The 13,777-nt window shown below is 55.2% G+C and carries 11 protein-coding genes; 8 read left to right on the top strand and 3 right to left on the bottom strand.

Going from position 1 to position 13,777, the window contains the following annotated elements:
* Window positions 1–12: 12 nt before the first annotated feature.
* On the top strand, window positions 13–1,911 hold the full coding sequence (locus T370_RS0100130; protein WP_029434318.1) for a sigma 54-interacting transcriptional regulator: 1,899 nt from the start codon (window positions 13–15) through the stop codon (window positions 1,909–1,911).
* 441 nt (window positions 1,912–2,352) lie between these two features.
* A complete protein-coding gene (locus T370_RS0100125) occupies window positions 2,353–2,610 on the top strand; it encodes a YjhX family toxin (protein ID WP_029434317.1) in 258 nt (85 codons plus the stop codon).
* Window positions 2,611–2,931: 321 nt separating this feature from the next.
* Here T370_RS0100125 and T370_RS0100120 read toward each other — a convergent pair whose 3' ends face one another.
* A complete protein-coding gene (locus T370_RS0100120; protein ID WP_016360825.1) occupies window positions 2,932–3,474 on the bottom strand; it encodes a helix-turn-helix domain-containing protein in 543 nt (180 codons plus the stop codon).
* 91 nt (window positions 3,475–3,565) lie between these two features.
* Here T370_RS0100120 and T370_RS0100115 point away from each other — a divergent pair, with 91 nt between their 5' ends.
* Entirely contained in the window at window positions 3,566–3,811 is a 246-nt protein-coding gene (locus T370_RS0100115) for a hypothetical protein (RefSeq protein ID WP_016360826.1), read from the top strand.
* 291 nt (window positions 3,812–4,102) lie between these two features.
* Here the strand turns inward: T370_RS0100115 and T370_RS25840 are convergent, their stop codons facing one another.
* On the bottom strand, window positions 4,103–4,537 hold the full coding sequence (locus T370_RS25840) for an acyloxyacyl hydrolase (RefSeq protein WP_341462617.1): 435 nt from the start codon (window positions 4,535–4,537) through the stop codon (window positions 4,103–4,105).
* Window positions 4,538–5,359: 822 nt separating this feature from the next.
* Between T370_RS25840 and T370_RS0100105 the strand changes: the two genes are divergently transcribed.
* From T370_RS0100105 to T370_RS0100095, 3 genes are all read left to right on the top strand, one after another.
* Window positions 5,360–6,565, top strand: a complete 1,206-nt coding sequence (locus T370_RS0100105) for an ABC transporter substrate-binding protein (RefSeq protein WP_248604171.1) — start codon at window positions 5,360–5,362, stop codon at window positions 6,563–6,565.
* A complete protein-coding gene (locus T370_RS0100100; RefSeq protein ID WP_029434315.1) occupies window positions 6,562–8,814 on the top strand; it encodes a bifunctional diguanylate cyclase/phosphodiesterase in 2,253 nt (750 codons plus the stop codon). The genes T370_RS0100105 and T370_RS0100100 overlap by 4 nt, the downstream gene beginning before the upstream one ends.
* A gap of 369 nt (window positions 8,815–9,183) precedes the next feature.
* Complete coding sequence (locus tag T370_RS0100095) at window positions 9,184–10,377, top strand: MFS transporter (protein ID WP_029434314.1); 1,194 nt, start codon at window positions 9,184–9,186, stop codon at window positions 10,375–10,377.
* A gap of 130 nt (window positions 10,378–10,507) precedes the next feature.
* On the opposite strand, the gene T370_RS0100090 is transcribed toward T370_RS0100095, so the two are convergent.
* Window positions 10,508–10,732 (bottom strand): helix-turn-helix domain-containing protein, encoded by a 225-nt coding sequence (locus T370_RS0100090; protein ID WP_248604170.1) that lies wholly within the window; start codon window positions 10,730–10,732, stop codon window positions 10,508–10,510.
* 833 nt (window positions 10,733–11,565) lie between these two features.
* Here T370_RS0100090 and T370_RS0100085 point away from each other — a divergent pair.
* Entirely contained in the window at window positions 11,566–12,840 is a 1,275-nt protein-coding gene (locus T370_RS0100085) for an alkyl/aryl-sulfatase (RefSeq protein WP_029434312.1), read from the top strand.
* Window positions 12,841–13,335: 495 nt separating this feature from the next.
* The gene (locus T370_RS0100080) at window positions 13,336–13,578 is read left to right on the top strand and encodes a phage regulatory CII family protein (RefSeq protein ID WP_005026565.1); all 243 of its coding nucleotides are present in this window, start codon (window positions 13,336–13,338) and stop codon (window positions 13,576–13,578) included.
* Window positions 13,579–13,777: the final 199 nt, after the last annotated feature.

Genomic DNA, 13,777 nt, shown 5'->3' with positions numbered 1-13,777 from the left:
CCCGGAGGGATCATGAAAGACATTCTCGTGCTTGTCACACTCCAACCTTTACTGCGCGCTATTCAAAAGTATATTTTGGAAGAGGACAGAGCCCGCGTCGATATCCAGTACTGCAAGAACCTGAACGGCATCATAGACTTTATTGACAAAAAACTCCCAAGCTCCGTCGAAGTCATTATCAGCACGCCCGGCCCGTCTTTCTTCATCGCGCAGCTCATCAAGAAGAAAATACCTATTCTTCCGCTGGAATATAACAATATAGACATCATCAAATCGCTGCATATGGCCCTCTCCGTGTGCCCCGGCGGCGTTGCCTACGGGCACTATCTCCAGGAAACCCAGTGGCTCGACGATATCCGGAAAATGGTAGGGCAGGATTTCGGCAACTTCCTCTTCGGCAATGACGACGCCACCAACGCGGATATTCTCAGAAAACTGCAGGGCAGGGGGGTGCGCGCCATCGTGGGCGGCGGCTACATCTGCAACATAGCGCAGGAAATGGGGTTTCTCGTCTTCCCGGTCGAGGTCAACAGGTTCACCGTGAAGGAGACCATCCACAAAGCCCTCTCCATCGCCGATACCCAGAAATATGCGCGGTATTCGCAGAAAAACATCGATACCATCCTGAGCAATCAGGCGGAGGCCGTCATCACGGTCGATCAGGACAACGAGATAACCTTCTTCAACAAGAGTGCCGAAAAGCTTTTTGCCGTGTCGGGAGCGGACGTTATCGGCAGAAAATCGTGGAATATATTCCCCCAGAATACGTTCGAGGCCGTGCTGAAAGGAGGGGAACCCCAGGAAACCCATCCCCATACGGTGCATGGCGTCGACATCGTGGGGAACTACAGGCCCGTTTTCGACAATGGCAGCGTTATCGGGGCGGTCGGTACGTTCAGCACGATGACGGACATCCAGAAAAAGGATGAGTTCATCCGGAAATACTACGCGCCCAAAACGGCTCAGGCCAAACATTCCTTTGATGATTTCTACGGCGGGGGGCTCCTGTTTCAAGAATTGCTGGAACGCGCCCGTTGTTTTGCCCGGACCGATGAGACGATTCTGATCACGGGCGAAAGCGGTACAGGCAAGGAAGTGATGGCCGGGAGCATACACAATGCGAGCCGGAGAGGTTCCAAACCTTTCCTGTCCATCAACAGCGCCGCCATTCCCGCAACGCTCATGGAAAGCGAGCTGTTCGGCTACGAGCCCGGGGCATTCACCGGCGGCAAGAAAAACGGCTCGCCCGGCATGTTTGAATTTGCCCACGGCGGGACGCTCTTTCTCGACGAGATAGGGGAAATGCCCCTTGAGCTGCAATCCAAGCTGCTGCGCGTCATTCAGGAAAAGGAGGTCCGGCGCATCGGCGCTTCGCGGGTCATCCCCGTTGATGTGCGCATCATAGCCGCGACCAACAAGGATCTGAACGGTGAAGTGGCCGCCAACCGCTTCCGGGCGGATCTGTACTACAGGCTGAATATCCTGCACCTGCACCTGCCGCCGCTGCGGGCGTACACGGAAAGCGCCGGAGAGATAGCGGAAAAAATCCTGCGGAAGCTGGCCCCCGGCTCGGAGCCAGACCGCGCCGCGCCGCTTCGTGCCCTGTTGGCAAAGACGGGGCAGTACCGCTGGCCCGGGAACCTGCGCGAACTGGAAAACATCGTCCGGCGTTATCTCGCGCTCAGCCCCTATCTTTCCAGAAGCATCAAACTCAGCGATATCTTTGAGCCCTCCGAGTTGGCGGAAGGGCCGCGCGAGTCTGGAGGATGGGAAAACAGCGGCGAATTGCAAAAAATCCTCTCCACGTATTACCGCATGGGGTGCAGCAAGACGCTGACGGCGCAGGAACTGGGCATTTCCCGTTCCACGCTCTGGAGAAAGCTGAGGCAGATACGGAACCCGGACAGCTGATCAGGCTGGGTGCCCGTACCGCTACCACAGCCATTGGGTTGGCCCGGGCGCGGGGGACCGCCCGCCTCGAAATCAGAGTATGCGATATGATATGCCCGGCATCGTATGGCTCGCATCGGAGAAGCGGGAATGCGGGCAAAAGTCCTCGGCTGAAAAGGAAAGGGGTGGGGAGCGAACGAAAAGGCACGCCGGATGAAGCCGGGATGTCTAAGGCGGACCCGCCAGCTTGAAAGGGAAAAGGCGGGGCCCTGTAGATGCTTGACGGTATGGCAGGTAGGCGTGTAGGAAAAGAGATTATTTTTATTTAAACGGATGTTGGATGCTGGATACCGTAATCATTGGATAAGTAAGTTCCGCTGGCCGTAAGGCCGGTGGAGCGCGACTCTGGCTGGCCGCCCTTGTGCGGCGTCTTGTCGATTATCCATTGTAAGGGGTATTCCCGTGAACATTTCCCGTTTTGAGCAAAGAACCCTCCATGCCCTCGCCAAGGGTGGCAGAATCATAATAATCCGCGACGATTCCGGCAAAGTGGCCGATGTAGAATGCTATACCCGCGAGGGCTGGCTGCTCTGCGATTGTACTGTGGAGATATTCAAGAAACTGAAAAGCAAGAAGCTTATCTGTTCGAAAAACAGCCTTCCTTACCGCATTACCCCGGAAGGCCTGCTTGCCGTGCGCTCCCAGAGTGATAACCGCTGATTGCCGGACATGATGGTGTTGGCTCGTCCCCTGCGCCGGAACCACGGCAAAAGATGCGATTGGGCTGATTGCCCGTAACCGTGAACCTCGTCAGAATCCCCCGCTCTCCTTGCTGAGGAGCGGGGGATTCTTTTTATGCCCGGGATCTGCGTTGGATTCCGGCTTTTCCTCCGATTCCGGTATGCGGATTCTTTACCTATAAAGGCCATACAGGCCTCCACGCGAGAAGGGCAGCCCGAACGTGGCGCGGCCGGCGTTCAAACAGGCATTCAAACACCGTAGCAAGGGAGGCCGCGTAAAGTCGCCGCCATTCGTTGGCGATCAGTTTTTTCTCTGCGGTTTCCGCCAATTCTGAAAGAGGTTTTCTTTATCAAAAGAAGCCTTTTTCATACACAATATATGGGTACATTCGGCCAGATCTTTGCGTGCCGCCAAAGGTTGGAGCGATTCCTTTGCCACACGGCATTCCGTGATGACGTCATTCAGGGCGGAGCGGAGTTTGCGGGCATTGTGAGGGACAATGACCTGCGTTTCCGCGAGAATCCGCTGCACGTTGCCGAGGGCGGCCCCGGCGCGGACCACGGAGGTCAATACCTCGGTCCTGTTTTGGGCGGGAGGGACGGCGTTTTCCTCCGCTTCGACTTGCGCCTCCAGCCAGCGCAAAAGGATATTGTTGCCCAGTGTTGAACAGAGGCGCGGTATCATTTCCAGGCTGGGGAGATAGTTGTCCCCCGCGTTGAGATAGCGTTTGATTACGGAAGGAGAAACGGTAAGCCGTTCAGCGATTTCTTCGATAGTAAGGGCGCTTTCATCCTTTGCGAGTTGGAATGCTTCCGTTCCGGTCATATTCTTCAGATCCGCCATGTGGTCTTTTCCTTAAAATGGATACAGTGATTCTTATTCTTAAACCTTATATTTCTTTCCAAATAACGATATATTCACAGGGAGGCAAATGATGAGCTTAAGCAAGGAAGAACTCGTATTGGCAGCATGTCTTTTGGAAACCACGGATGCGTCGCTTTCGGCTGAGGACGCTATGAGTGATGTGAAGCAGATTATGATGAACCTCCCTGAATCGCTTGATCCGGCGTATCGAGGCCTTCTCGCAAAGGCCGCGTGTATTCTGCTTTCGTCAAACAGGTTTTCGCCGGGAGCGGCAATAGCTGAAGCCCGGAAAGTCATGACGCTTGCCGGGTTTTGATACATTCTTATCCATGCCTTTCTTCCGTATCAGGGAGGGGGGAGCCTTGAAGCCTCCATCAGCCCGGATCCTATAGCCATAAGGGAAAGGGCTGATGCCAGTGGAAAAAGGCATCTTGGCATAAGAGGCGCTCAAGAGCATTGGATGCTGGGCATAAGAGAAGGCCGAGGATCGGCAACGTCCCCGGCCTTCTTTTATTGTTTTGGCTCAAGTGGAGCGGAAGGAAGGGTGCCGCTCCAAGCAACCTATCGTCGTAACGGAGGGTAGGTCGCTTCCTTTTCATGGGGACGCCTAAAAGCGGAATCCGTATGAAACGCCATAGGTATTGAAGCCGGAGTTGTGGTTGTTGAGGCCGGCGTTGGAAAAATGGGCCACGTCAACCTGAACATCATGGCGATAGGATTCTCCAAAGCGGATACCGGCACTTCCTTTGGTGCGGAACTGGAAGTTGCAGCCAAGGGAGTGCGAGGCGATTTTATTGTCGGAAAGCATGAATCCGCCGAAACTCCCCGACACATAAGGCCGCCAAGAGCCTTCCCGCCAGAAATCCACAACGGCTCCGCCCGCAATGCCGCCTCCCCAGATAGCATCGTGATCCCGTTTCCAATAGACGCCGGCGCATTCGATTAAGGGGCGTATTTCCAACATGTCGTTTCCATAAAACGGATTCAATGTATACCGCAGGCTGAGATCGCCGGTTATCGTATCCGCGTCACCTCCGTTCATGCCTAACGAAACAGACCATTCTCCTGCAAAGCAAGGGATACAAAACAAACAGAGTACAGCCGCCGTGAGCAGAAGCTGGCGTAAGGAAACAAGCACATCATACTGCCTATTTTGAAAAAAACGCTTCATGGCTTCCAATACCTCATGCTGCAACGGATTATGGGGTAAAACCATATCGTAATCGGGAACTTTTTTCAATTGCCTTTGGACATTCTTGAGCAATGTGCGGCTTATCCATTGCTTTTTCCTTTTGATACACAGGGAAAGAGGCTTCCCCTCCGTCTGAGGCCGTGTTTTCCGGAAAACGGATGCGCTCTCGCGGGAGGACATCTTTGTGTTAAAGGAAACGGCGGTAAAGGAAGCCGATGACCGGCGCAGCGCACCGCTTGTGCAGGTGAACCTGATGGCTTGCCGGTGGAGTCCGCCGCCGGTTCCGCTTGCGGTTTTGGCCACGGCAAGGGAACAGCCTCCACTTTGAAGTTGTACCGTGTACGAAGTGGCCACATGGCACATAAGGCTGGGCAGACAATCCGGCGCGCTTGGTTGTCCTCCTTCCCTCTTTTTGCTATCCAAAAGTTATTTTATTGACGATTTCAGCGTTGCTATTCGCATATCATTTAAATAACAATAGCCAGCAAGCCGTTTTTCCTTTCTTGTATAGGCAAGCCGTTTTTTTAGTAAAGCTGTTTGCGTGACAAGCAAGCGTATCCTCAAAACTGCCAAGTCCTTCCGGTATTCTTTATGAGAAAGTTGTTTTTTGGGTTTATCCTCTCGCAATGCTTTCTTTTATCCGGTTTTTATTTCCAAAGGGGCAATCAGAATGTGGAATACGATAACCCCTCCCTGTACCCGCAAGTTCTGCTGACGTTTTTGGGGGTTCAATACCCGTCCGAAAATAAGGCAGTCACAGAGCATATTTTAAATAACTACTCAAAATCACATCCTAATATCCTCGTCAGTTACGAATGGGTCCCGTTACGCACGTACCCTTGTATCCTCAAGAAGCGTATCTGTTCGAACAGCCTTGACGACGTGTTCATGCTTTCGCTGGACTCCCGGTATCAAGTACCGGAGGGGGTGCTTGCCGATCTCTCCAGCCTGCCGACCTTGGCAGCGTATCGTCAGCAAGTCCTCGCGCAAATGCGGAAGGGTGACACCATCCCGTATGTGACGACCAGCCTTGGAGCGTTCGGCCTGTTCTGCAATTTGAACATGCTTGAGCGGAACCGGCTGAAGGTCCCACAGACTCTGGAAGAGTTCCTTGCCGCCTGTGCCGCCTTCCACCGCATCGGGATCACCCCCCTTGCCGTGACCCGGGAATGTTTGCGTGCTTTGCTCATTGCCAGGGCCTATGAGCCCGCCGTCTTTGGGGACGCCAACGCCTTCTTTCATTCGCTCAATACGGATGAGGCCTTTTTGAGGCGAACACTGCTGAGAGGGTTCCTTTTTCTGGCTCTGCTGCGCGACAAAGAGTATTTTGATGTCGACGACCTCGTCCTGATACGGGAAAACATGCCCGGCATGTTCTTTTCGGCGGGTGAGCAACCGTTCATGATCGGTGGCAGCTGGTTTTCCCCGGTGCTTGGCAAGGCGCAATCCGCGTTTCGCTTTTCCGTTTTTCCTCTTCCGGTGACCAGCCAAGGGGCTGTCACCGTGCTCGGTCTTGATACGCCGCTTTCGGTCAGTTCGCGGGGTGAGCATGTACCGCAGGCCGTCCAGTTGGTGGAAGGGCTGACGAGCCCGGAGAACATCCTGATTTTTAATGATGGGCAGGGCGGCTTCAGTCCGCTGAAGAACGCGCCCCTTCCCGCTGACAAAGCGGTACATCCGCTTTGGAAGAGCATGGATGCGGGGAGGGGGATCTTCCATTCGGATATCAGGCTGCGCTATAATCTTTGGCACAGGCTTGATTCCGGTATCGAATTGATCCTTTCCGGTGCGTCCGCCGAGGAAGCGACGGAAAGCGTCATTCAAGCCTTGCACGACGCCCAACAGGGAAAAGAGGAAAAACAGGGAAAACAGTCATGATGACGTCACGAAGGCAAAACCTGTTTATCGGCTCCGTCGGTGCCTTGCTTTTCGGGGTGTTGTGTTGGATTTCGTTTGATTTCATGCATTCGGTTCAGCAGTCCCTGTGGGATAATTCGGTCAAGAACATTATGGAAAGCACCGCGCGCGGCGCGAATGTGCTCCAGCGCGGATATGTCAAAGATCTTGAAATGCTGCGTATGCTGGCGAGCGAACTTGAGCAGGGAAAATCCTCCGATTCTGGGCGTATCCGCAGTAAGTTGAAGACGTTCCTTTCCGATACGGGCAACCTTTCCGCCCTGATTTTCGAGGATGGGACCGGCTATGTGGACAGCGGGCTTGCCGTTACGCTCACGCCTCAGGAAATGGAGACCTTCAAAGGATTGCACGAGAGCAGCGGCCTGCTGTTCCCACACCGCAACCGAGGGACCGGGCGGAGGACATTCACCATCTATACGGTGGTGGATTTCCCCGATGGGCGCAAGGCGTACTTGTTCAAGGGCTATAATGTTGAGACTCTGTACGCCACCTATGCCATGTCCTTCTATAACAATACGGGGTTTTCCTATGTGGTGGCCCCGGACGGCAATATTGCCATGCGCTCAGTCCATCCCGCCAGCAACAAGACCTTTTCCAACCTGTTCGATCTCATCAGCCAGAGCGAGAACAACCCGGATGTGGTGGAGTCGTTCCGCAATTCCTTGAAAAACGGCAAAATAGGCATAGCCGTATTCAGCAACCGGCATGAGGAATTTGTTTTTTGCTATGTCCCCATGCCCGAGATGGACGGATGGTATATCGTTTCCATTGTCCCCAATGTGGAGATCATGCGGGAAGCGAACTCCATCATTCAGAAAACATTGTTTATCTGTTTCCTGATTTTTGTGGGTTTTCTGATCTGCTTCCTCATTTACCTGTACATCACGCGGGGCTATCAGAAAGAGATCTACGCGCTTGCGTATACGGACAAGCTCACGGGAGTACGGAATTTTACGAAGTTCAGGCAGGATGGCGAAGGGATGCTTCAAGCCCCGGACGGGCTCCCGTGCGCACTCCTATCCATCAACATGCTCAACTTCAAGATATACAACGACGTGATGGGGTATTCGGAAGGGGACGCGCTGCTGAAAGCCTTTGCGCGCATATTGGAGCGCGAAGCGCCCCGCCCGGTGCTTGTCGCGCGCATGTTGGCCGATGCGTTTCTGGTGCTGTTCCCCTACAAGGGGAAAGAGGAGCTGGTGACGTATTGCGAGGCATATTCCCGTGCGCTCAATGGTTTCATCGTGTCACGGGAGCAAAATTACCAGTTGGAGTTGCGTTCCGGCATCTGCTGCGTGGAAGACAGCGACGCCTCGGACATCAATTCGCTGTTGGATCGCGCCAACATGGCCTTGAAGACGATCAAGGTGAAGGGCGCGGCCCAGTGGAAATTTTACGACCACACCATGCGTGATAAATTGCTGCGGGAAAAGGATCTGGAAATACGCATGGAAAAGGCTCTTGCCGATGGGGAATTCCTCGTCTACATCCAGCCGAAATATTGGGTCGGGACCCGGGCCCTCGCGGGCGGGGAGGCGCTGGTGCGGTGGAAGAGCCCGGATCAGGGATTCCTTTCGCCCGGTGAATTCATTCCGCTTTTTGAAAAGAACCGTTTTATCGTCAAGCTCGATCAGTTCATGTTCACATCCGTATGCGGCCTGTTGCGTCAATGGCTCGACGCCGGGATCGAGCCCCGCCCCCTGTCGGTCAACGTGTCGCGGATGCAGTTCCACACGCCTGATTTCGTCGAACGGTACATCAGGATAAAGTCCCAGTACGCCATCCCCGACGGCCTGTTGGAATTGGAGTTCACCGAGAGCATCTTTTTCGACAATGTGGCGCTGTTGAGTTCCGCCGTGCATGAATTGCGCCGGGCGGGGATAAAGTGCTCCATAGACGATTTTGGGGCGGGGTATTCCTCGCTCAATGTGCTCAAGGCGTTGCCCGTGAGCGTGCTCAAGCTCGACGGCATGTTCTTCCGTACGGCGAAAGACGATGAGCAGGCCAAGATCGTCATCCGGAACATCATGCGCATGGCCGGGGAGCTCAAGATGGCCACGGTTGCCGAGGGCGTCGAGACGCATGAGCAGGTGGCATTTCTGGAGACGACGGGATGCGACATCATCCAAGGTTACGTGTTCGCCCGCCCGATGCCCGCAGCGGAATTTACCGAGCTTCTTGCCGGGGAGGGTGGGCACGCGGAGCGTTGATCGGAAAAAGGCGGTTTGTCCGGAAACCGGGTTGGCCCTTGGCCGTCTTTGCCCCGCCCGCGTCAGTGGGGTTGACCCCGGCCCCAACGTGGGGGAGGGGCTTCCCGTTTGGCGGCTTTTCCCCATATCCTGACATCTGTTCCCGATTCCCTGGTGCCCGAGGCATCCGGGGATCGGGCATTTTGCGTCCCGCCTCTTTTTCCTCTTATTCCGAAAGGTGCGGTAGACAGCCACTCTAACAGCGTTATAGTTAGGCTGCTCCCTTCAGGCTCGCCTCGCCGTTGATCCGGCCCGGTCGTCAACATAGCTTCCCGAACAGTATGCTATTCGCTGAAAGGCGAAGGCATTCCAACCGATAAGGGGCTCGACATGCGTTTTTTTGCGGACCGGACCACCACGCTGTTGCAGATTTTCCATGTGATCGTGGACGGATTGTATGACAGCGTGCCCATTTTGCTGTCGTTCATGATCGTCGCTTTTGGCGCGCAGGAAAAGGACGCGGGGGTCATCCTGTCGGTTGCGGCCCTGCTGGGTACGTTGGCGGGCCTGGGCACGAAGGGCTGTTCGCAGCGGTTCGGTTTTTTGCGTACGCTGTGCCTGATCACCGGCGCGTACGGCGTGGGGTATGCGGCGAACACGTTCTCCCAGAATATCTGGTTCTCGGGCTTTTTCTTCGTCATTGCCATGATGGGGTATGGCGTGTTCCACAACGCGGCGTTTTCGTATCTTACGGTGCGCACCGAGCGTTCCATGCTCGGCAAAGTGTTGGGGGACTTCACGGCCATAGGCGACATCGGCCGGATTCCGATCACCGCTTTCGCCGGGTTCCTCGCGGCTTGGAGCGTTGCCGGAATCCCCGGCTGGCGGTTCGTCTGTGCCCTGTTCGGGGCTGTGGCCTGTTGCATTACGTTGTACTTGTTGTGGACATGGCTGCGGAACGGAGACGCTGGCGGTTCGCCCTGCGAGGAGCGCAAGAAGCCGCAATCCCTGTTGCCGCCCCTTTCGCTTCTGCGGGATCGCCATACGGCGTCCACGGTCGTCGCCAATATTCTGGACGGCTTCAGCGGCGATCAGATTTTCGCTTTCCTGCCTTTCCTGCTGTTCGCCAAGGGGATGGATCCCAAGGTCATCGGCAGTTTCGCCTTGGCCTTCACCGTGGGCTGCTTCGCGGGGAAAATGGCCTGCGGGCGGCTGGTGGGCATTTTCGGTTCCCGCAAGGTTTTCATCACATCCAAACTGCTTATGTCCGCCCTGTTGGCGGTGCTTGTGACGGCGCAGGGCTTGCCCGTGATCATCGTCACCTCCATCCTGCTCGGCATCGTCACCAAAGGGACCGTCCCCGTCTTGCAGACACTGCTTGTGGAGCCGGTGACGGATCCGCAAGCCTACGATGATCTGTTCGCCGTCAATACGTTCGCTCGCGGCTCCACCAATATCCTGACGCCGTTGCTGTTCGGGGTCATCGCTTCGGCGTTCTCTGCGGAATACATCTATGTGCTGATGGCGATAGTCTCCGTGTTTGCGGTGGCCCCCGTCCTGTTTGGGCGGCCCATGCGCGCTTAGCGATTCCCTTCGTGGGGGTGGAGAACCTTTCCGGAGAAGATGGCCCTGTTTTTTGCCATTACCGTGCGCGATGTTTCTTGAAGAGGCAGCGTGAGCGCCGTACGATGAGGCCGGTCCTAAGAGGCTGTCTTCACCGTGGCGGCACTTCTTTTTCCGTTTCGTCCACAACGGCGTCCAGCCGTTCGCCGTGGCGGACGCCGAACGCCCTCGCAAGCGTAATCAGCATATCCACATTGGGGACGCTGCGTCCGCCCTCCAGTGCGGAAATGGAACCCTTGCTGACTTCGGCGTAGTCAGCAAGCTGCTGTTGGGGCAACCCCCCGGCATCCCTGTAGCGCCTGAGAATCATGGGCATGACGTGTTTTCTGATTTTAGTCCGTTCATTTTTCATTCTCCCTTTGTAGCGTTTTTTTACTCTTTGAGTAGTTATAAGTACTCGGTTGAGTGCTTATAGCTACTCGCGAGGTGCGGTGTGGAAACAGGTTGGGAACGGAAGGGTTTCATCAACCCGGCAAAAAATTGGTATTATGGCAATAGATGTACTCACGCGCATGAGGGAGGCCATAGGGGGAGCAAGGATGAAAGAACTGGGGGCATGGTTGAGAGTGAACCAGTCAGCTCTCTCTGATAGAATACGACGGAACATCATGCCTATCCGTCGTCTACGGCTGTTTGAGGCGGGAACCGTCACAATCCATTTGGGATCCTGACCGGGAAGGGGAAAAAGTACTGGTAAGCTGGCGGATAGTCTGCGGCAGCGTAAAAGTCCTCTGGGGCAGGAGGCCGCATACGCCAAGAGGCACGATCGTGTCAGGCCCAGGCTTTGGCCTTTTGAGCTGCCGCTGGTCACATTGAGTTCTTCCTGGCGTGGCTTTCCGTTCGTTTCAAAATGGCCTGAGGACAGGGCCGAAGGCTTGGGAGTGGGATTTATTCATTTGAAACCCATAGCCCACAGCGTTTGGCTTGCTTTCACCTGTCAGTGAAATGGTCCATAGGTGAAAAACGGAGTACCCCATTTTTCTCCTGTCAGAATATGGCCTTGCATCCAATGGCGCAAGCAGGCAAGGGCTATGGATGCTCCATCCGGCGGAAAGCTCGTTGAGTTCTCCGTCAGCATACTGTACGACGGTAAGAACGCCTGTAGAGGCGAACAAGACGCGTCAAACCGGAAAAGGAGCGTTAAAGACCATGTTGAAGCCAAACGGAGCAGCAGAACTCACTGTATTTACGGAAAAATCTTATAAGGAAACGATAACGCCCATTGTGCCCGGCATTTGGCATGTCCTCGGCGTAGGCCACAGCAACGCCGTCATCATCGAAGGCCGCACCAGCGTCATCCTGGTCGATACGCTCGATACGCTGGAGCGGGGGCAAAAGCTGCTGGAGATTATCAGGAGCAGGACTGAAAAGCCGGTTAAGACCATCCTGTATACGCACGGCCACCCGGATCACCGGGGCGGAGCCGGGGCGTTTTCCGGTACGGACCCGGAAATCATCGCCTTCGCGCCAGCAGCCCCTGTGTTGAAGAAAACGGAAATGTTGCAGGATATCCAGAACCTGCGCGGCATCCGGCAATTCGGGTATGCATTGAGCGATGAAGAAAACATCTCCCAAGGCATCGGGATACGCGAAGGGCTCGCCTACGGGGAGTCCCGAGCTTTCCGGCAGCCGACGACCGTCTACGATGAGGACAAGGTCGTCCGCGAAATCGATGGCGTCCGGCTGGAACTGGTCCGGCTCCCCGGCGAAACGGACGACCAGATCATGATTTGGCTCCCGGAGCGGCAAGTGCTGTGCTGCGGGGATAACTATTACGGCTGTTGGCCGAACCTGTACGCCATACGCGGCAGTCAATACCGCGACATAGCGGGCTGGTTGGACAGCCTCGACGAGATTTTGTCCTATTCGGCGACCTACCTGCTGCCCGGACATACGCGGCCGCTGTGTGGCAAGGAGGAGGTCCGGAGCGTGCTGACGGGTTTCCGCGATGCTATCCGGTATGTTCTTGAGAAAACGCTTGCGGGCATGAATGAAGGAAAGGATATAGACACCCTGGCTTCCGAAATCGTACTCCCGCAGGAGTATGCCTCGCTGCCGTATCTGGGGGAGTATTACGGATGTGTGGAATGGACGGTCCGGGCCATCTTTACCGCGTATCTGGGGTGGTTCGACGGTAACCCCACTAATCTGCACCCGTTGCCGCCGAAGGAGCGTGCGGAAAAGGCCGTTGCGCTGGCGGGCGGGGCGGACGCCGTGTTGCGGGCGGCGGAAGAGGCCGTGCGGAAAGGGGAATGCCAGTGGTGTCTGGAGCTGTGCGATCTGCTGTTGACCATAGGCGTGAACGCCGAGGCCGCTCGGCGGCAAAAAGCCGTTGCCCTGACCAAGCTGGCCGCCTATGAAACCAGCGCCAATGGAAGGCACTATTATTTGGTCTGTGCCCACGAATTGGAAAATCGTCATTAGGAAAAAAATGGAATCGTTGAAAAGCGGATCACCGAGTGTTGTAATCCGCTGAAGGAGGCCCTCATCCGTAAGGAAGGGGGCCTTTCGCATTGAATGGAGGCTACCGGAGTGTTGCGCTGAGCCCGGAACCGTCATTCCCTTGCGGGGGCGGTTCGGTGGCATACTGTTGCGGCGCGGTTATTTCAGGATGGCGCCTTCGAAATTTTTGAGGTGGCAGTATTCCGTTCTTTCCTCTCCTTCATTGCTGTGAGCTGGTTGTCCCATACTCTCGCTACTCGGATTCGGTAAGGATACACCTTTTTCTATTGTATGTAATATGTTGTGACAAAAGATTTTTTTTGTGAATAGTGTTCTGCCGTGAAGAGTATTTGACTATTTATCATTTTATATATATCAAAAAATCGATATAAGATATCTCATCTTATGTATGACGGCGTTAGGAAAGCGCCCCACCGATGGGGGACGTCGGCAGCGACGATTGAAAGGAGAACGGACATGCATGAACAGCTTATTAAAGAGATTCAGAAGATGGTAAGAGATGGGGAGGTCCCCGCCAAGAGTGTCGCTGAAGCAGTCGGCAAGCCCTATTCGACGCTGATGCGGGAGATCAACCCTTATGACAAGGGCGCGAAGCTCGGCGTGGAGACGTTCATGGCGATCATCGAAACCACGGGTGACCCCACGCCGCTGAAACTGATGGCGTACGAACTCGGCTATAGGCTCATCCCCGACAAGTGATGTCGGGCTCCGCTGTAGGGGATTTCCCCCGTATCGAGAGGGGCAATCCATTGCGGTGGGAAGGCCCCTTCCGGAGCTCATCCCCCGATTCCGAAGGGGAGAGGAAGCCCTGCGGACGATGGGGACGAACCGTTGTGAAGCTGTACCGCTTGGAGGTGCGGAACCCTGCCGTTGGTAGAAGGACATAAAAAAGAGGAGA

The sequence above is a fragment of the Bilophila wadsworthia ATCC 49260 genome (assembly GCF_000701705.1).
Taxonomy (GTDB): domain Bacteria; phylum Desulfobacterota; class Desulfovibrionia; order Desulfovibrionales; family Desulfovibrionaceae; genus Bilophila; species Bilophila wadsworthia.
Note: the sequence above shows the minus strand (reverse complement) of the source record. Positions and strands in the feature narration are given on the sequence as shown.